Annotated in this window: 14 protein-coding genes; 2 read left to right on the top strand and 12 right to left on the bottom strand. The window is 62.0% G+C overall.

The window, feature by feature from the left end:
- Positions 1 to 1608: 1608 nt before the first annotated feature.
- The gene (locus EDF57_RS12635) at positions 1609 to 3807 is read right to left on the bottom strand and encodes a TonB-dependent siderophore receptor (RefSeq protein WP_208324862.1); all 2199 of its coding nucleotides are present in this window, start codon (positions 3805 to 3807) and stop codon (positions 1609 to 1611) included.
- A gap of 241 nt (positions 3808 to 4048) precedes the next feature.
- Between EDF57_RS12635 and EDF57_RS12630 the strand changes: the two genes are divergently transcribed.
- Positions 4049 to 4888, top strand: a complete 840-nt coding sequence (locus EDF57_RS12630; RefSeq protein ID WP_134094527.1) for a helix-turn-helix transcriptional regulator — start codon at positions 4049 to 4051, stop codon at positions 4886 to 4888.
- 56 nt (positions 4889 to 4944) lie between these two features.
- Here the strand turns inward: EDF57_RS12630 and asd are convergent, their stop codons facing one another.
- The 7 genes from asd to EDF57_RS12595 all read right to left on the bottom strand — a co-directional run bounded on the left by asd (position 4945) and on the right by EDF57_RS12595 (position 12722).
- Complete coding sequence (asd, locus tag EDF57_RS12625) at positions 4945 to 5796, bottom strand: archaetidylserine decarboxylase (RefSeq protein ID WP_134094577.1); 852 nt, start codon at positions 5794 to 5796, stop codon at positions 4945 to 4947.
- A 508-nt stretch (positions 5797 to 6304) separates the two neighbouring features.
- On the bottom strand, positions 6305 to 7882 hold the full coding sequence (locus EDF57_RS12620) for a PepSY-associated TM helix domain-containing protein (RefSeq protein ID WP_134094526.1): 1578 nt from the start codon (positions 7880 to 7882) through the stop codon (positions 6305 to 6307).
- A complete protein-coding gene (locus EDF57_RS12615) occupies positions 7879 to 8172 on the bottom strand; it encodes a hypothetical protein (RefSeq protein ID WP_134094525.1) in 294 nt (97 codons plus the stop codon). The genes EDF57_RS12620 and EDF57_RS12615 overlap by 4 nt, the downstream gene beginning before the upstream one ends.
- Positions 8169 to 8438: a hypothetical protein gene (locus EDF57_RS12610; protein ID WP_134094524.1), complete on the bottom strand. Its 270-nt coding sequence runs from the start codon at positions 8436 to 8438 to the stop codon at positions 8169 to 8171. The genes EDF57_RS12615 and EDF57_RS12610 overlap by 4 nt, the downstream gene beginning before the upstream one ends.
- Positions 8438 to 10648, bottom strand: a complete 2211-nt coding sequence (locus EDF57_RS12605) for a TonB-dependent siderophore receptor (RefSeq protein WP_134094523.1) — start codon at positions 10646 to 10648, stop codon at positions 8438 to 8440. Before EDF57_RS12605 ends, EDF57_RS12610 begins: the two co-directional genes overlap by 1 nt.
- Before the next feature lie 185 nt (positions 10649 to 10833).
- Positions 10834 to 11820 (bottom strand): AraC family transcriptional regulator, encoded by a 987-nt coding sequence (locus EDF57_RS12600; protein ID WP_134094522.1) that lies wholly within the window; start codon positions 11818 to 11820, stop codon positions 10834 to 10836.
- Positions 11821 to 11894: 74 nt separating this feature from the next.
- Positions 11895 to 12722, bottom strand: a complete 828-nt coding sequence (locus EDF57_RS12595; protein ID WP_134094521.1) for a siderophore-interacting protein — start codon at positions 12720 to 12722, stop codon at positions 11895 to 11897.
- 113 nt (positions 12723 to 12835) lie between these two features.
- On the opposite strand from EDF57_RS12595, the gene EDF57_RS12590 reads away from it, so the two are divergent.
- On the top strand, positions 12836 to 13429 hold the full coding sequence (locus EDF57_RS12590; protein ID WP_134094520.1) for a TetR/AcrR family transcriptional regulator: 594 nt from the start codon (positions 12836 to 12838) through the stop codon (positions 13427 to 13429).
- A 388-nt stretch (positions 13430 to 13817) separates the two neighbouring features.
- Here the strand turns inward: EDF57_RS12590 and EDF57_RS12585 are convergent, their stop codons facing one another.
- The 4 genes from EDF57_RS12585 to EDF57_RS12565 all read right to left on the bottom strand — a co-directional run bounded on the left by EDF57_RS12585 (position 13818) and on the right by EDF57_RS12565 (position 17676).
- Complete coding sequence (locus EDF57_RS12585; protein ID WP_134094519.1) at positions 13818 to 14042, bottom strand: hypothetical protein; 225 nt, start codon at positions 14040 to 14042, stop codon at positions 13818 to 13820.
- 175 nt (positions 14043 to 14217) lie between these two features.
- A complete protein-coding gene (locus tag EDF57_RS12575) occupies positions 14218 to 15507 on the bottom strand; it encodes a hypothetical protein (RefSeq protein ID WP_134094518.1) in 1290 nt (429 codons plus the stop codon).
- A gap of 40 nt (positions 15508 to 15547) precedes the next feature.
- Entirely contained in the window at positions 15548 to 16750 is a 1203-nt protein-coding gene (locus EDF57_RS12570; protein ID WP_134094517.1) for a mandelate racemase/muconate lactonizing enzyme family protein, read from the bottom strand.
- Positions 16750 to 17676 carry an alpha/beta fold hydrolase gene (locus EDF57_RS12565; protein ID WP_134094516.1) on the bottom strand — a complete coding sequence of 309 codons (927 nt, stop codon included), beginning with the start codon at positions 17674 to 17676 and terminating at the stop codon, positions 16750 to 16752. The genes EDF57_RS12570 and EDF57_RS12565 overlap by 1 nt, the downstream gene beginning before the upstream one ends.

Below are 17676 nucleotides of genomic sequence, written 5' to 3'. Positions count from 1 at the left end.
TAGCGAAACGGCAGCAGGGGCACCTAAAGGTCCGTCCTTCCGTAAAGGGTTCAATGACATTGCGAAATTTCACTCACGTAACGTCACCATGGATGGCAACTTTGTCAACAGCACCTAGAGTGGCCAATGAAATAGATCTGACTGCATCGGTCCTTTTTATATGCACGGCAAAGGCTAGGCGGTCCTTGGGTTTCCAAACTGGTCATTTCTCCAACGCCGTCTCGCAACCCAAATATGCCGTCAAACGAAGGCTGGCCGTGTTCGACGATGCGCGCGCCCATACTCCTTACTCCCCGCCTTGGATCATCACCCAAGTCGGTTCGAGTAGGATCTTCATACGGCGAAGAGATAGTGGCTGTCTTTGCAGCTAGGCGCCATTCATCTGGTGTCGGTAACCGATAAGGGCGCAAGCTTTTTCCCGAAAGCCATCCAACAAAGCACAGCGCATCGTTGTAAGTTATCCCCGAGACAGCGTAATTGTCGCCCAGTAAATCGACGCTAGCGATTGGCGAACGCTGGAAATTCGTAGGGAGAGCACAACCTGCTTCCTTGACGGCGACCAAGTACTCTCGCCAGCTTGTCTCATATGTTGCCATATAAAACGACTTCATGCTTGGATCGCCGGACCTAACCAAGCTGATTGATACGCATTCCGGACAATCGCGAAATGATTTTGGGCGCACTACGTCAGGCATTCTTACTTCATTTTCCGGTGCGGCAAGGCGGGTTTCTGCTTCGATCAGGCGCGGCTGCGTGCGGCCACGGTCCACGCTGACCCTCGCAGAAGCGTAACCTGGGACTCCCGGAAAATAGACCGGTCTCTTGATGCTGTTACGGCTTGCCGCCGCTCTATATAGACGCTTTGCCTCTTTTACGTCCTTTGCGAGACCTTCGCCAGTCTCATACCTTTTGCCGAGCTCCAGCAAGGCGTTTCGATCACCTCTTGCGGCTTGCACGGCTTGAAGCGGCGAATGGCTCCATCCCATCCCATGAAACTGCGCACGGGCAGGGCTATTTGCCCACCCTAAAGCAATGAGTCCGAAAGTAATGCTCAAAGTCTTCAATGTGTATGACCCATAGGCTTCGCACACGCGCCTATTTCGGTTGACCGCCATTTCGCACGACATCTTAGTTTGCTTTCATCGCTACCGCGCCGCCTCGTGGCATCGCCCAACCATGTGATCCAACACATAACTTAAGATTAATTTGTCGGATCCAGATGCTGAAACCTAAATGTCTGCTTGCCACCCATGTCAGCCTTTCCGGAGCGAAGATCACTCGCCTGGGACCGGACATTGAGTGACGCTGAGGATCATCGGCAGCCGAATGACCGCTAGCGGTGAATCCCGCCGCTCGTCCGGCGAGCGAAGAACGACCGGGCCTGGTCGCAAACTGCCAATACCGCCCTGCCCCGCCAAGGGCTTCCGCGGACATGGACCACCGCGTCGCGGTCCGATGATAGCTGCCCCTGGCTCGTCGACTTTTGCGAGTAAGCCTATCGTCCGAATGCGACTTCGAAATGGCCATTGGGCAAATTCCCGGCAAACTGTGGCTTCCTCTTGGAGGCGGCACCTGCTCATCAACAATGGCTGATGAGCAGGTGGAGGCCTAAAAATGCCAGCGCAAGTTCGCAAGGATCCGGCGCGGCTGGCCATACCAACCCGAGTTGAAGAAGCCCACATTGCGGTAGTAGGACTTGTCGAGCACGTTGGTCGCGTTCACGCCCACGCTGACATTGGGTGAGAGATCATAGCGCAGTAGCAGGTCGAGCAAGAAATAGCTGCTCTGCGACACATTGCCCGTAGCGGTCACCGGGAGTCCGTTTGCCTGGAATGCACCGGTCGGGATCGGCATTGCGCGGTAGATCCGGCTCTGCCAGGCCCCACCACCACCCAGGGTTAGTGCACCGATCTTGTAGGTGGTGTTCAGCTTTACCAGATGTTGCGGCGTGTCGGGAGAGAAGCGGCTGCCGTCCGCGTTTTCGCTGTGCACGTAAGTATAGCCGCCAGCGACCCGCCAATTGCGCACGATCGTACCGGCAATCTCCAGTTCCGCACCCCAGGTCTTGACCCCGCTGACAGCCCTGTACGGCGTACCGCCATCAGGTAGCGGCGCAGCGCCGGTCAGGATTTCGGCGACATTGTCCTGCTCCATGTGAAATCCGCTGAGCGCGGCATAAAGCTTCTTGTCGAAGAATTCGCCCTTGAAGCCGAATTCGTAGTTGGTGCCGGTCAGCGGCGCGAGTTGGTCGTTGTTGACATCGCGCTGGGTCTGGACCGTGAAGACTTGCGCGTAGCTTGCGAAGGCGGAGATCTCCGAGGTCAGGTCCCAGACCACCCCTGCATAGGGCGAGAATTTGTTGTCTCCGCTTTTTGCCGTGCGGGTCAGCGCGCCTGGATCGGTTGTCGTGTTATAGGTGCGCGTAGTGGTGTCCACATCGGTATAGCGGCCACCGAGAATGACCTTCAGCCCATCGAAGGGGTTGAGGCGCACGGCGCCGTAGATGCTGGTCTGCCGCGTCCGGTCGGTGCTCGATGCGAAACCGCGATCCGCAGTGACAGGGCGCGGAACGTCGCCGTCCCATGCAAAGATGCTGGGAAACGCCGTGTAAGTGGTGGTGCCGAACTTGAAGGTCGAAAGCCCGTAGGCGGGCGTCAGCGTGGTCGCGACCGTTTCCAGTTCGCGATCGTAATGATTGACGCCGAACACCAGTTCATGGTCGCGCCCGAGCAGGTGCAGTGGGCCGGTGGCATAGCCGTCGAAGGAATCCTCGCGCGTATGCGAAATGCCGTAGGTGTTGACGACATTGAGGCCGAGGCCGGTTTCGCGATCCGGGAAAAACGTGCTGTTGGAACCGGCGAACAGCAGGCTTTCGGTATCGGTCCAGCGGTGATTGTACGCGGCGCGGGCGACCCAGCGGCCAATCTCCTGTTCGAGCACGCCAAAGGCGTTGGTGTTCTCACGCTCCCAGCGGTTCCAGCGCGCGGCGGCGCTGTAGGAACGCGGCAGGTCGGTGCGTGTGCCATCGCTGTAGAATAGCGGCACGCCGCTCCATGAACCACCCTCGCTGTCGGTCTTGAGATAATCGACGCCGGCGCGCAGACGGGTCGTTTCGGTTATGTCGGCCTCGACGACACCGTAGAGGCTGGGTGACGTATCGTGCTGGAAATCGACGTAGCTGTCGCGGCTCGTATAGGCGGCAACCGCGCGAGCGCGGATCCTGCCACTGGCGATCACCGGACCACCCACGTCGGCCTCGGCGCGCACATAATCCCATGAACCGTAGTTGAGGCTGACATTCGCCTTGAGGTCATTGGTCGGCCGCTTGCGCACGAGGTTGATCGTGGCGGAGGGATCGCCCGTTCCGGTAACGAGCCCGGCGGCACCGCGCACGACCTCGATGCGCTCGAAGATCGAAGTATCGGGCATGACGCTGTTGCCGCTGGCGCCGACGTTGAAGTTCGACGGAACGCCGTCGAGCTGGAAATTCGTGATGGTGAAGCCGCGCGCCTGGAAGCGTGTGCGGTTGCTGTCATAGGACTGGACGGTAACGCCGGGCGTCTGTTCCAGCACGTCCTGCACCGTGATGAGGTTGAAGTCCTCGATGCGCTGCCGCGTGATCACCGTGACCGATTGCGGCGTTTCGCGGAGCGACAGCGGCAGCTTCGTGGCCGTGTTGGTCTCCCCCGTCTGGTAGCCATCGCTCTGTCCGGTGACCAGGATCTCGTCGATACGGCTGTCCGCGGATCGATTGGTCTGGTCGCCGGAATCCTTGCCCGCCTGCGCGTAGGCGCTGGGTGCAGTCATGCCGGCTGCTGCAAGAGCAATCCACGCCGCCCCCGGCGCGATGACGCGCCTCATCGTTGTGAACATCGTTCCTCCTGTTTGAAAATCGTGCTGTCGCCCGCGCGCCACTTCGCACCGGCGGGGTGACGCGCCTTTATTTATCTTGCGAGCCATTCGCAATAATGCGAATGGCGGTTTGGCCCGATCGGCATTTCTTTGGCCCGATTGGCTATTGCCGCCTTACTGAAGCCTGCTGACTGCCATGAACCGAGCGACATCCAGAACCGATCAACTGCCCGCAGTGGAGATTGATAGCGCCAGCCTGCAATACGGCAGCGCGATCGTCGCGTTTCGGGGGCGCCAGTCTGACGGTTACTATGATCCCCCACACACGCACGATCGCGGTCAGTTTTCCTATCGGATAGAGGGGTTTTCGGTCGTTCAGACGCCGGGTCGAAGCATTTTCCTGCCACCCGGTAGAGGCGTGTGGATTCCCGCCGATGTGGTTCACGAAGTGACTTGTCGCGGCCCGGCGGCCTATAACGCGTTCTACGTGGACCCGTTCGCCGCGTCGCAACCGGAAACGGTGCGCGTCATCACCGTTTCGCCTTTGCTTCACGCACTGGTGGAATGCCTGTTGGACGAAAAGCCTTCGGCCCGGAGCGAACGACACGCCCTTGTGATGCAACTCATTCTCGATGAAATCGGGCAGGCGGAAGACATTGGCGCTACCGCGCCGGTCATGCCAAAATCCCCTCGCCTGCGGACCGTCAGCGACTGCCTCTACATGGATCCCGCTTGTCAGTTGGATCTCGATGCCTGGGCGGCAGACGCGGGAATGAGCCGCAGAAGCTTTACTCGTGCCTTTCGCGAGGAAACCGGATTGTCGCCCGGCAAGTGGCATTTACAGTTACGTATGCATCATGTCGACGGAATGCTGGCACAAGGACTTACCTTGCAACAGGCCGCGTTCCAGCTCGGGTACAGCAGCGTTGCCAGCCTCGGGCGGGCCTATAGCCGCACGTTTGCCGGATCACGTCTTTCCTCTGATGTTACCGGCCCCGCCAGGAATTCGGGTCCGCCCGACTTGCGCCGCCGATAGCTGGCTGCAAGCCGAAGGAAAGCCACGATTTCGGCTTGAGGCCACTGATCGATGCCTCAAGCCTCGCGGTTACCCATCACCTCGCCGAGCCGCACGGGCCGTGCCGGGCTCCACGCTTCGTTGAAGACAAGGCTACCTTGACCGAAGAGCATGACGATGGTGGAGCCGAGCAGGAAACGGCCCATCTCGTCACCTTGTTTCAGGCAGATGCGCTGGTCAGGATAGGTCCATTCGGATGGCTTTTTGGTGCGTTTCGGATTGACCACGCCGTGCCATGTCGTTGCGATACTGCCAACAATGGTCGCCCCCACCAGCACCATTACGAACGATCCGTGTTCCGGCGATTCAAAGACGCATACCACCCGCTCATTGCGCGCAAACAGGTTGGGAATACCCCTCGCCGTGACAGGATTGACCGAGAACAGCGTCCCCGGCACATAGATCATGCGCGTCAATATCCCGTCACAGGGCATGTGCAGACGATGGTAGTCCCTTGGCGACAGATATAGGTTGGCGAAGGCGCCGTGACGGAACTTGGCCGCCAGCTCGCCATCTCCGCCGACCAACTCCGTAATGGTAAAGCTATGTCCTTTGGCCTGCAGGATGTGATGGTCGTCGATGGCCCCGAACTGGCTGATCGCGCCGTCCACCGGGCAGATGAAATCCGCCAGGGCCGATGGACGGGCGCCGGGCCGGAGCGCCCGCGTGAAAAAGTCATTGAAACTTCTGTAGCTGGCGATGTCCGCGTTTGCGGCTTCGGTCATGTCCACACGGTATCTTTTGACAAACCACCGGATCAAGCGGGTCGTCACGGGACCTGCGTTTGCGCCGGCGATGCAGCCGGCGAGCCTGGTCAAGGCCAGCTTGGGCAGAAGATATTGCAGCAGTATGTTCAGACGTTCGGACAAGGTCAGCCTCGAAATTATTCCGGCACGTTGCGGTGGACCGGCGATACCCACTACGACCTAAGCGGAACGGCGTCACTTGGCGACGGCAATTTGGCCTCTGCCCCTCATGGAAAAGTCCGATCAGGACTATCGAAACGTCGCTATGCCCTGATGGCATGCGAATAGAAAGTGAGCGGATAGAGACGTAGGTTCAGCCGGACAAGTGCAGCACCGCATTGAGAAATCACCGCGGAGAGCTCGGGCGGGCTTGGCGATCGGCACCCCGGCGCGAATGTCCGTTGGCTCATGGCTATCCATGCCAGCAGAACACGCTCGCCGGCACCCAGAAACTGGACTTCAGGCGCCAGCACAGCATAACCTTCACGTGCTGCGAGGATTCGTAGTTTCCGAAAGTGGTGAACCACACTGCGATCCTGCGATACAGCCCCGCGGCCGCCGCGAAGCAGCGCCAAAACCTGACGCTCCACGCGGGGACGGCGATTGAGCAAAAGAGCCGATGACCCTGCCATCAGACCGACTGTGCCCGGGCCGACCAGACGCTGTCCGCCGCGCCCGACCCGGCACGCCGCTGCGCGGAATGCGCGATGACCAGCAGGCCCAGCGCGAGAATCCCGGCGATGAAGTCCACCATGAGCAACGCACCGCTATCGTAGAGGCCGTGACCGCCCAGCAGGCTCGCCGCAGGGATGGTCAGCATGGATAGCGCGCCGACGATGGCCAGTTCGGCGCCAGCCTTCGCGGCGCCTCGCATAAGTGCCCAAAGGGTGAAGACCACGAAGACCGCGTAATAGATCGCGCTGTGCATGCCGTAGCTGGCCGATTGGCCCAGCACTTTTGCGGCCGCCAGCGTGACGGATATGCCGGCGACGCAGCCCAGCGGAACACCCACGGTCAATGCGCTGAGGATGCGTGTAGCGCGGGTCTGCTCCACCGCGCCAGCCTTCCGCTCCCGCTTGCGACGCGATTCCACCCATAACAGGTTGCCGGTGTAGAACAGGAACGCCCCCGTCAGCCCCAGCAGGAAGTAGGCCCAACGGATCGGGTAGCCGCCGAAACTGCCGAAATGGAGCGTGAAGAAGCCCGTCGTCGTGGCCGACCAGCCATCCTGCATGCCCGGCATGAAGCTGCGATCGACGATCTCGCCAGTCCTGGGATTGAGCCCGGCGATGCCGTAAGTCGGGCCGCGCTGGCCATAGCGGGGATCGTTGCCCTGCACGCGCAGCGCAGGAAGGATGCCGCCGCCCTGACCGTAGACGATCTGATGCGGCTTGAAACCCGGCGCCTGTTCTTTCAATCGCTGAACGATCTGAACCGGGGTGAGCGTGGGCGCCTCGGCAATCGCCGCTTCCGCGCGCATCATCGGCCGGGACCGGCTGGCGGCGTCCGAAAAGGCCAGTCGCTGGGCGCCGTAGAACTCGTCATGGAACGCGAAAACCACGGCGGTCAGCGCGATGATGATGTGGAACGGCAGGCTGAAGAAGCCGAGCACGTTATGCACGTCCAGCCACATCCGCTTCGCATTCTTGCCGATGCGCAGCGCGAACAGGTCCTTGACCAGACTGGGCAGCAGCACCGCCAGCCCCGACACCATCGCGATCACGTAGAGCAGCGAGATGCCCCCCATGATCGGCATGGCGATCGCATGCGAAAACGGCAGTCCCACCTGCTGGTGCAGCACGTCGATGAAGTTCGCCACTTGCGAGCGCTGCTGCTTCTCCACCTGAAGCGAACCGTCCGGCGCCAGAGAGGCGAAGTAGGTGGCGCCGCCGCCATGCTCACCGCGCCGGCCGCCGGGTGCGCGCCAGCTGACCCGGCCCGGATGCGCGGCATCGATCACCAGGTTGACCTCATGCCCGCGCGCTGCCTCCGGATACTGCGCCCTGACTTTGGCGAGCAGTTCGGGCGTACGCTCCAGCGACGGCGCTGGCGCCAGTGTCGATGGCTGCGAGGCCCAGCGTTGCAGCGGCTCCTCGAACATGGTGAGCGCACCGGCATAGAAGGCGACGAACAGGGCAAGGCCGGCGATAATGCCCACCCAGCCGTGAACTTCCTTGTACATCCGCACGACGTCGGTCGGCAGTTTCATGATTGCAGTTCTCCCAGGGCCACCAGCGGTGCCCAGGCCATCAGGTTGGCCAAAGCCAGCCAGAGCCAGGCGCGCGAGGCGGAGCGGAAAAGAAAGGCGAAGCTCAGGATCAATGGCCAGGTCAGCGCCATGATCCACATGCCAAGCTGGCCCTTGCTGGAGAAATAGGCATCGCCATAGCCGGTCGCCCAACGGAACAGACCCGACAGCGCGAGCGCCAGCGTGAAGCCCAGGATGAAGGCCGCACTGATCTTGCCGAACCAGTCGCGGCTGGAAAGCGGCTTGCTCATGCGCGATCCTCCCCACTACGCCGCCACCAGGCCACGGCGATGGGCACGATCGACCATGTCGTCATCAGCAGGGTAAAGGCGATGAAAAAGGCGGTGGCGATACCGGCCCAGCTCAGCAGCAGGGCAAGACCGAGCGCCAGCATGGCCGTGCCGCTCCAGCCCATCGCCCGCGGCGAGAGGGGCAATGCCCCCCAAGCCTGATGCGGAGCGGCAAGGTAGAGCGCCACGGCGGACAGCACGATCAGCCCACCCGCGACAACTGCCATCACCACCGGAACTGCAACCTGGCGGTCAGCGTGCGCCCCTCACCGTAGTAACAGGCCGAAACGGCGATGCAGGTAGCGACGTAGCGCTTGTTGGCGATGTTGCGGCCATTCAGCGAGATCGACGCGCCTTCCAGCGCCGGCGCCAGCTTGCCAAGGTCATAGCGCACAAACAGGTCGAACAGCGTGTAGTCCGGGATCGCCAGGTTGGCGGCGTTGGTGTTGTCACCGAAGCTCTTGCCGGTGTAACGCGCGCCGCCACCGAAATTGAGCCCATTCTCCAGCTTCTGGCTGATGAAAAGCGAGGCCATCCAGTCCGGCACTGCCGCCAGTTTCTTGCCAAGCTGGCTGGCCGTATTGGTATCGGTGATCTTGCTGTCGCTGCGCGTCACGCTGCCGACGATTGCCGTGCCTGTGGGCAATGTGGCCTTGGCCTCGAACTCGATGCCGCGAATGCGCACTTCGCCGGTCTGGATGAGGCAGCTTGCATCGTCGCAAGTATGATCGGGATAGGCCGCCAGTTCCTCGCTGCTGGCCGAAGTGGTCAGGTTCTGCTGGGTGATCTGGTAGGCGCCCAGCGTCAGGTAGATGCTGTTGCCGTACTGATAGCGCAGGCCGCCTTCGAACTGCTGCCCGGTGGTGGGCTTGAACACCGCGCCCGTCAGGTTCGTCGCCGGATCGCTGACTTGCGGTTGGAAGCTCTCCGCATAGCTGAAGTAAGGCACCAACCCGTTGTCGAACAGGTAGACCCCGCCCGCGCGCCAGGTGAAGGCATCGCTCTTCGACACGAAACCGGTCTGTGTGCGCGGGTTGTACTGGTCATCCTTGTACCAGTCCTGACGGCCGCTGAGCGTGACCCGAAGGCGACCGAGCTTGACCTGATCCTGAAGATAGAGGCCCGCCTGCTGGCTGACCGTTTCCACGAAGCTCTGCGGCGCCAGATTGGCAGCAATCGTCGATGCGCCGTTCGGCTGCGGGTCGAAGATATCGAGCAACGGCGTGGTGGCGGTGAAGTAGCGATAGTGCTCCCACTTGGTGTGGAAGTAATCGAAGCCGCCCAGCACCACATGTTCCAGCGCGCCCGTATTGAAGCGCCCTTCGACTTGCGTATCCGTGGAGATGCCGTCGCTCTTGCCGTTGCCCTGCACGGCGCGGCGGGAAATGGTCTGGCCGGCTATGCAGCCGGGGATCGCAGCGGTGCAGCTGGTGATCGTGTCGCCCGTCAGCACCACCACTTTGTAAAGGCTGTCAAGGTGGGTGTAGCGGGTGTTGTTGCGCACCGTCAACGCATCGCTGAACTTGTGCTCGAAGAACGAGGCGGCAAGGTACTGGTTGCGGTCGTAGGTGTTCCAGTCCGGCTCGCCCAGATTGTCGCCCAGCTTGACGTACTGGCCGTTGCTCTTGCGCAAGGCGCCGGAGGCGGGAAGGTACTGGAACGTCGCGCCGCCTTCGTCACGCTGATACTGGCCCAGCAGCGTCCAGCTCGTGCGGTCGTCCGGGCGCCAGGTCACGCTGGGCGAGATGTACTTGCGGCCGACCGTCACATCGTCGACCTGCGTATCGCCATAGCGCGCCAGCGCGACGAGCCGGGCCGAGAGCGTGGACGTCACCGGCCCGCTCACATCGGCGGCGGCCTGATAGTTCCATTTGCCAAGGTCGGTCATGCCCACCGCCTGAAGCATGAATTCGGCGTGGAACTGGTCGGTCGGCCGCTTGGTGACGATATTGACCATGCCGCCCGGCGCGCTCTGTCCATAGAGCGTGCCCGATGGCCCCTTCAGCACTTCCACCTGCTGGATCGCGAAGGAATCGAACGAGGTGCGCGTCCACTGTCCGCCGGTAGGCAGGCGAATGCCGTCCACGAAGTTGTTGTTTGACGAGAACCCGCCCGCCGCGAAACCACGCACCGTCACTTCGTCCACGCGGCTGTCGAGCCCCGAGGGCGCCGCCTGCACACCCGCCGTATAGGCCAATGCGTCCGAGATCGTCGGAGAGGCGCGCAAGTCCATTTCCTCGCGGCTGACGATGGAAATGCTCTGCGGCGATTCGATGATCGGCGTGTTGGTCTTCGTGGTCGATGTGGCCGACGATTGCCCCGTGGCCGTCACCACGATGACGCGGTCCGAGGTCTCGGCCTCGCCGGCGACCTGTGCGTGGGCAATACCGGACGTCCCCGCGAGCAAAGCCGCGGAGAGCAAGCAGATTCTGTTCATGAAATCCCTGTTCGTATCGTGCCCGAAGGAGGATTTCGGCCAAGCTCGGGCAAGAAATGCCGTCCGCTGCCGCCCTCAACCGGGAAGAAGATCGCGTCGCCCCAAATGCGACCCGTTCTCAATAGGCAGGGACTCCGCGCGGGCCAATCGCGATGACTGTCGCGTAAGGCACGAATGCTGTCGCGTCAGGCCACAGCGGCGCGCTGGAGACTCATCGGGGCGCGGCCGAACTTGCGGCGATAGGCGGCGGAGAAAGCGGAAGGGCTGGCGAAGCCCACCTTGTAGCCTGCCTCCGCCGCGCCGAAACCCTGTTCCTCGATCATGATGCGCGCCATCGCCATGCGTTTGTCGCGCACATAGCCGAACAGGGTGGTACCGAACCGGGCCTTGAACCCGGCTTGCAGCACATTGCGGTTCAGCCCAACCTGCCGCGCAAGCTCGATCGTGCCGGGCGGTGCCAGCAGCGTGCCGTCCAGAATGTGCCGCGCCTCCATCACCGCATCGTAGCAACGCGCGCCCAGCGCCGCGCGATATTCGCCGCCCTCGCGGAATTGCCGCAGGGCTTGCAGCATCAGTTGCACGGTCACGGATTCGCGGAACAGGCGGCCGAGCGATCCGTGATAGCGCTCCTCCGTCAGCATCGCGGCCATCTGCGTCATCGCCTCGCTACGCGGCAGGTGATAGCTGCGAAAGCCCGGCGCCATCAGGTAATCCAGAGCCTTCAGATCGGCGTCGGACAAGGCATCCGCATTGGCTTCGAGGAACTGCGTGCGGGCGCCGATCTCCACGCGGCGACACCCCTGCCCTGCCTCCAGCACCCGGGTGCAGAGGCGCCGCTCTCCCAGCCCGACCACATGCACGCGGTCTGCCCGGCTCGATACCGGTCCAGCCCCTTCCGGCGCGAACTGGCCGTTCTCGCCATCCAGCAGGAAGGTCATCATCACCGAGCGTTCCACCGGCTGCGAAATCGCCGCGCCCGATGGCGACGCAAGTTCGCAGGCCGATGCGAACAGACCCGGGCCGACATCCTCCACCCAGAACCATCCCTCGAACGAACCGGCCATTTGCTGGCGGAGCCGCTGCGGGGCCTCGGCAGCTGCAAGAGCCTGATGCACCGCCTCACGCACAAGCGCGTCCGCATCGAAGTCACCCTCGACGAAATGTGCGTTCATCAAATTCGCTCCATCATTCTTCGGTCTGGCTCAATATGCTATTACGTCGCATTCGCAATGAACTCGCGAAAAATTCAGACTTCGACGGCAAGGTCGTCATAATCCGCTAAGGTACCGCCACGCGCCAGAACGCGTTCGTAATCCTCCTTGCGGCGCGTATCGATTTCGGTGTTGCTGACGCCCCGCCGCCAGTAACCGGCGATGGCGATATCCTGCTTGGCCAGCCCCAAGGCGGCAAAATGCTGGCGGATCGCCCGCATCTCGCCCCGCTCACCGGCGCCCCACACGGCCCAACCCGTGGCATCGCCGATCCGCTGGGCATAAACCAGCAGCATGTCGGGCTCATCACCCTCGGCCCGGACCAGTTCCAGCCCATCCACATGCGGCAATTCGGCAAAGACCTGCGCATCCTTCGTGGCGATCCAGCCCTTGCCGGGAACGCCCGCCGGCCATTGGCGGAGCAGCGAAAAGAGCGCGGGTATCCCCGTCTCGTCCACGAACAGCGCAACCTTGCGCCCTGCCGCGTCGGGAATGCCGATGTGCGGCCGCGGCCCCGTCAGTTCGAACGAATCCCCAAGGCGCAACGCAGCCGTCCAGCGCATCATCGGGCTGACGCCTTCATGCAGCACGACATCGAACGTGAAACCGCCCGCGCCATCGTAGTCGCGCACGGTGTAGATCCGCGAAACATCCCCATAATCGCCGCCCAGATGGATGCGAAACGCAACATTGGGCTGGGCCCAGTTCGGATCTTCGGCAGAGGACGCAAGCCGCGTGCGGATGCGGACGATAGAAAAACTCGGCCGCTCTATCGCTTCCACCACGGCGCGGACTTCGTGGAGCCCGCGATCATGGTCTTCGCCGCGCAATTTCGTCTCCGCACCGCGAATTTCATCGGCCATCGTCCAATCTCCTGCTGCGTTCGCTCGATTTAGTTTCATGCCTATAAACTAAATTTCGATCCTGAGGCAATCGCCCTCTCGCCAACCCAGCCGCTTTGCGCGATAGGAGCGGCATGACCACCGCGCCCGAACAGCCCCGGCGAGGCCGCCCGGCCACCATCACGCGCGAGCGGATCGTCGATGCGGGCATTGCCATGGGGCTGCCCGACCTGACTTTCGTGGGCCTCGCCGCGCGGATCGGGGTGAGCCACATGGCCCTCTACAAACATGTGCCGAATCTGGAGGCGCTGAAGCTCCTGGTTGCCGATGCGATCTTCCTGCGCTGGGACATGCCGGCGCCGCAGGGGGAGACGCTGGAGAATTATCTCGTCGCGTTCAGTGCGTCGCTACGCGACCTTGTCGGCCGTCATCCTGGGCTGGCGCTCTACATGATACGCCGCAAGGCCCAGATGCCGGCGATGATCGAGCGCATTCGCGCACATCATGCCGCCATAGCGAACGCTTTTGGGATTACGCCCGAAAAAGCAGGACGGTTGCTCTCGACCGTGGCTTTCCACTGCATTGCACTGGCGGACACCGTCTATTCGCGCACGGAAGATGCGGAACGGCCTATCGATGGGAAGTACCCCGCGGATATCGAAGCAGAATTCGCCTATGGCATGCATGCCCTCATTCTCGGCTTACTTAGCGCACGACCGTCCGCCTGAGCAGGCTGGCTGCGACGTGGACCCTCACGATCCGTTTAGAGTGCTGCCCGGGCGTATTCCCGCAAAAGGCTGACGCCTTGTCGAAGGACTTTCCCGTGACCAGCACCTCATGCCCTGTGACAGCTAGCCGTCAGGCGATGCTCGCCCGGTCGTAGCGCTGAGCAAGGGCATGGGAAGACCCTACCGATCGAAACTTTCTCCGGACATGGTCGGCCCGACCAGATGGCATTGAGAGAGCCAAGCCACCTTACGTGCCGCTCTGCAATCGGTACTGGTAGAGTGTGAGCGGATACAGCATTAGCCCGGCCTGCTGCAGAGCAACGCCACAACGCGTAATGATGGCAGCGAGACAGCGATCCGCTGGTCGCAGATGTGTTGCAGCAATGCGCTACGACGCGGCGAGCCATGACAGCAGAGTCAGTTCGTCGTCTCCGAGATAGGGCACTTCCGCTTCATGAATGACCAGTCCTTTGCGCCGGGCCAGATGACGCAGGCGGACAAACGCGTTGACGTCGTGACCATCCAGCAACGGATCAGTCTCGCCGCGTAAGAGCGCCAGCACGCGGCGCTCGATGCGCGGCCGGCGGCGAAGCAGACGATTGCTGTAAGCCATCGGCCTCACTGCATGAAGAATTCGACAGGCACGACGAGTTCGATCGCGTCGCCTTTGACGTCTTCAGGTGGCTTGGGCAGCGGCTGCGCGCGCTTCGGCTCTTGAAGTAGCGCTCACCATTCATCGTTCCAGTGAACGGCAGTCGTCCGTTAGGAGGTCGAAGGTATATACTTTGTCAAATTCGCCTTAGCAGTTCTCTACTCGCCAGGGCCACGGCCCTGATTTGAGCGCTGTCGACATTCCCGCCTGTATCGCCAGCCACATGATGATAGGGATTGGAACCGATGAATCCGATGACATTAGGATAGCCGGCCCGGATAGCAGTCCCTGCTTCACCTGCTCCGCCATCGGTCACAAAAGCGGGATCGGCCCATCCTTCCCACCCCGCAAGAACGGAACGCGCGAGATTGTCTGTTCCGGCGGTGACGATGCAACTGCGTGGCGCGGTTCCATCAGGAAGGACGCTCAGTCGCCCTTCGTATTCCTGGGTTGCCTTGGTAACGACGCTGGCGCCGAAGAGCAGAAACAGCGCCGTATCCCGAGGCTGGGGGAGCAATTGTCCAATCTGGTGCGACGCTCCCAAATTCTCGTACTCGTGCCCGCTATTGCTGCTGAAGATCACGTTGAGCGCCAAACCGCTGGTCGGCAGCCACCGCATGAGATCGAGCCAGATCGCAATGCCCGGCCCCCGTTCAGCCGCGCAGGTCATCCATCCCGATCGCGGCGTGGTAACAATGACCGTCTTCGCCCCGCCGGGTGCCGACCATCGCCCTGCGATATTGAATGCACCCCGCCTCCCTGCCCGCCCAAGGATGAAGAGCCGTGCAGTCTCCTTCTTTCCGGCAGCTTCGAAGAAAGGCCCGGCATCGCGGGGAGCCAAGCATGCCGTGGGAAGCGAAAACAGCGGCTCGTCGCCCGGTGCATTGAGTGCGATGGCCTCGCCGGTCGGACCGTTGGTGACCAGGATCGCTCCATTTGCACCCGCATCCTCGCACGCCTTCACGGCCTTGCGGATGATCGGCGCAGTGGCTGTCGACCAGCCTTGCCGTGGCAGGTCGACAAGCACGAGCGCGCCGCTCGGGATCTGTTCGGGCTTGAGCGGGTCAAAGCGGAACAGGCGCCCTTCGACGCCTTCACCCGGCGTCTGCTTCACGATGGCTTGTGCAATCAGGCGTGCCGACGATCCCCCAGCACGCAGTTCGACCACATCGGGTTCAAAGAAGGGAGCCTCGAATGTCGAGCGCTCGACTTTGTAACCCGCTCTGGCGAGTTCCCCGGCAATCCATTCGCCAGAGGCATTATCGCCGGCACCGCCCGACGCCTTCGAACCAAACGCGATATAGCGGCGCAGGTCTTCCTCGATCATATCCGGGCTCACGAGCGATCCGTCCCTCGCCAGAGCGGAGGCGGCATCAAACAGAAAAGGCGTTGCGGCAATCGATGCCAGAATCTCGCGGCGGTTCATTGCAAACCTCTTTTTACAGAACGATTGGCGGTCAACGCCGTCATGCGGCATATCGCGCAACCGTTTTCATGTTCAATTCGACGCCGAGACCCGGCTTCTTTGAAAGTGCCAAGTTTCCTCCGGTAACGTCTTCGGGCGTATCCAGCAGATCGGCGCGCCATGGGACTTCGCCATAAGCGAACTCCAGGATGTTGAAGTTGGGAACCGTTGCCATCACTTGTGCGGCCGCTACCGTACCGACCGGGCTTGCCGGTCCATGCGGTGAGACGGGAACGCCTGCCGCTTCGGCGATGACGGCAATCTTCTTCAACTCCAGCATGCCGCCGCAAAGCTTTACGTCGGGCATGACGATATCGACGGCACCCGACTGGATGTAGCGATAGAAGGCGGCGATGCCATGAAGCGCCTCGCCGCCGGCAGTCGTCATCGGGGCCGCTTTGTTGATGGCGGCGAGATCGTCAAAACCGCCTTCTGCCGTAACTTCCTCCAGCCAGTAGAGATTGAGCGGTTCGAAACGCTGTAAAAGCTTGAGCCCCTGTGCGAGCGTGAAGCGGCTATGGACGTCTATCAACAGGCGGCGGTTCGGCCCGATTACCTGCCGTACCGCTTCGGCACAGGCGATGCCGTGATCAGTGCCGGCCGCTACATCTGCGTCATCCGACGGTATTTTCGGCATCTCATCAAAAGGCGCGAGTTTGACGGCATCGAAACCCGCATCGACCGCCCGCTGCGCCATGGCGGCAAAGCCTTCCGGCGTGCGGGGATCGGCTGAGCGGTTGATATTGGCATAAAGCGGAATGCGGTCATGCAGCCTGCCTCCGAAGAGTTGGTGGACCGGCTGTCCCGTCGTCTTGCCGATGAGATCCCACATGCACTGTTCCAACGCGCTCGCCGCTGACCGCGCCTTGCCCGCCGATCCCGCCACGATCTGGTTCGCGGCCTGCCGAAACCATTCCACATCGAAGACCTGTCGGCCACGTAGCAAATCGGTCAGCTGCTTGAGATAGGCCACCGTCTGCCGATCATCGCCGCCGTGCGACGCATCGCCGATCCCGGTCAGACCGTTGGCGGTCTTTAGCCTTGCCAGCACCCAGTTTCCACGCCTGTTCACATGAACCTCGAACACGTCGAGGTCAGCGATTGTGGTCTCCGCCGTTGGGCGCGGCAGGGCCAACGCCGTTGTCGGAGCCAATGCCGCAAAAGGTGCCACGACAAGGCCCTGCAATAGGTTCCTGCGCTCCATCAGCGTTCCACCCGGGCGTCCGTGCCCCCTTGCAGAACCGCCTCGTCCCGTTCGCCCGCAAAGTAGCGGGCCAATAGCCAGGCAACCGCCCGCGGCTGTTCGGGAAGAATCGCGTGACTTGCCCGGCGAAGTGCAACCGTGCGCAAGCGGTCGCCGATATCGGCCTTCAACTGGTCGGCATTGCCACTCGGCGCAACGGGATCCTCGTCAGCCTGCACAAGCAGAATCGGGGCGCTGCCACCGCTCCACCATTGATCGACCGACGATCCCTTCATGGCCGCCCCCTGAAAGGCCAGCGCCTGCCCGTACCATCCGGTCAGCCAAACTCGCGGATCATGGCCCTGCGCGAAAAACGCCGTCTGGAGAGCCTTCAGCCGCACCGCGTCCGAAAAGCCGCTTTCGGACGCAGAAACGGTTATGGAATCGCCCACTTGCGGAAGAGACTTCGCCTTGCCGCCGCCAGCCAGCAGCACGACATCACGGACGGTCCCCGGACTGGAAGTCGCCAGTGCGCGGGCGACCCGGTTGCCGAATGCATGGCCGACGACATGAACCGGTCCATTGCAAAGCCTGGCCGCTGCCACTTCAGCGTCATGTGCCAGATCGAACAGGCTAGCCGGTGCAGGCCCCTGGGTACGGCCGGTTCCACGCGGATCGGGAAGAATCGACATATACCCCTCCCGGGCCAGCAACGAGGCCACCTCGTCGAAATCGGCAACGCCGCGCGCCAGGGAGGGAATGAACAGTATCGGTGTTCCCTTGCCGATTGTGCGGATATGGATGTGCACGCCCTCTCCGGCATCGACATCAAAGCCGCCGGCAGCCTGTTCGCATTGACCGGGTGCCGCGTTTGGCGCGGCCCGGACCGATACCGGCAGCATCGCGAAGGGCAGCACGAGCGGTAACAAGCGATTGATGAACGACAA

This window comes from Novosphingobium sp. PhB55, from assembly GCF_004368805.1.
In the GTDB taxonomy this organism is placed as follows: Bacteria; Pseudomonadota; Alphaproteobacteria; order Sphingomonadales; family Sphingomonadaceae; genus Novosphingobium.
The sequence above is the reverse complement of the archived record's forward strand: the minus strand, read 5'-3'. Positions and strand labels throughout refer to the sequence as shown.